Raw genomic sequence first — 1,549 nt, 5'->3', positions numbered from 1 at the left:
GGCTTCCGATTACCCACATCTACTGCAGACGAGGTTGCATCCGATGAATCGTCTGTGATTCTGTCTGTGACGCCGAATCACGGAGGCGTCGCAGATGAGCGAGGATATGGAAGCTGGCGAAGCGGGCTGGCTTGGCGATGAGATCATTTCATCAGGTCTGCCAGACAAACGCCTGGCGCGCCGAATGCACCGACTGCTTGATCAGATGACGTCAGCACCTGGTCACCCCATCCCGGCGGCGTGTGGCGACTGGGCCGCGACGAAAGCGGCCTACCGGTTCTTCGACAATCCACGGGTTACAGAGCACGGCGTGCTGGCTGGCCATTTCGCTGCGACCGCCAGGCGCTGCGCAGACAATGAAGGCCCGATCCTGATCGTGCAGGACACCACAGAGTTCACTTACAGCCGTACGCGGCTGGGCAAGATCGGCTTCACCAAGACCATTAACGCCGGAGCTTATAAGGCAGGGCGATCCTACCCGGTAACATTGTGTGGAATGTTGATGCATTCGAGCCTGGCGTTAACGCTGGAAGGCACGCCGCTTGGGTTGACGGCAGCGAAATTCTGGACACGTACGAAGTACAAGGGAACCTGGACGCTCAAGCGCCATGTAAATCCCACGCGCGTTCCGATCGAGACGAAGGAAAGCTATCGTTGGCTGGAGAACCTGCGCCAGTCAATGACGCTCATCGGAACACCGGGACGCTGTGTGCATGTGGCCGATCGCGAGAGCGACATCTACGAACTGTTCTGCCTCGCGCAGGATCTCGGCACGCGCTTTCTGGTGCGGGTGCAGACCAACCGACTGGCGACCGAGCCGACGGGCTCCATGCCGGAACAGGGTGCGCATCGGGTCTTCGCCCAGCTCTCGGCAGAGCCTTGGGTCGGATGCCATTGTGTCAAGATCGGCCAGAACGAAATCGCGCGCCTGCATGTGAAATTTGCCACCATCGAAACCCTACCGCCCAAAGGCAAGCGGAAGCGCTACGCCCCTCAGCTTCTTACCTACATCCATGCTCTTGAGCTCAACCCGCCGGCGGACCGTGCGCCGATCGACTGGAAGCTGGTGACCAATCTGCCGGTCGGCGATATCACCGCCGCCGTCGAGAAACTTGAATGGTACGCCTTGCGCTGGAAAGTCGAAGTCTTTCACAAGGTGATGAAATCCGGCTGCGGCGCCGAAAAGGCAAGGCTCGAGACCGCAGATCGATTGGCGAAGTTCCTTGCCCTCATTGCGGTGGTCAGTTGGCGGATATTTTTCCTCACCATGTCTGCACGGGAAAAGCCCGAGGCGGAGCCGGAGACAATTCTTACCCCCGCTGAAATCGCGACACTCGACAGCATCGATGCAGCGCGCCCTACGCCGCGCATCCTGCGCAGGACCCTTGCCTCCTATTTGCTCCAGATCGCCATGCTCGGTGGCTACCTTGCTCGCAAGCACGACCCTCCTCCCGGAAACATGGTCGTATGGCGAGGCCTGGCCCGCCTCAATGACATCGCCTTCGGCATTTCCATTGGAACTCGCCGACAATGTGGGTAATCGGAAGCC

The 1,549-nt window shown here is 59.7% G+C and carries 1 protein-coding gene; it reads left to right on the top strand.

What is annotated here, in order from left to right:
- Positions 1 to 94: 94 nt before the first annotated feature.
- Positions 95 to 1,540: an IS4 family transposase gene (locus tag EV561_RS36945; RefSeq protein WP_132528782.1), complete on the top strand. Its 1,446-nt coding sequence runs from the start codon at positions 95 to 97 to the stop codon at positions 1,538 to 1,540.
- The last annotated feature ends 9 nt before the right edge of the window (positions 1,541 to 1,549 follow it).

This window comes from Rhizobium sp. BK376 (genome assembly GCF_004341625.1).
Taxonomy (GTDB): domain Bacteria; phylum Pseudomonadota; class Alphaproteobacteria; order Rhizobiales; family Rhizobiaceae; genus Rhizobium.
Note: the sequence above shows the minus strand (reverse complement) of the source record. Positions and strands in the feature narration are given on the sequence as shown.

Coding starts and splice junctions, on each gene's coding strand:
- EV561_RS36945 (WP_132528782.1), top strand. CDS start 95: ATGAGCGAGGATATGGAAGCTGGCGAAGCGGGCTGGCTTGGCGATGAG.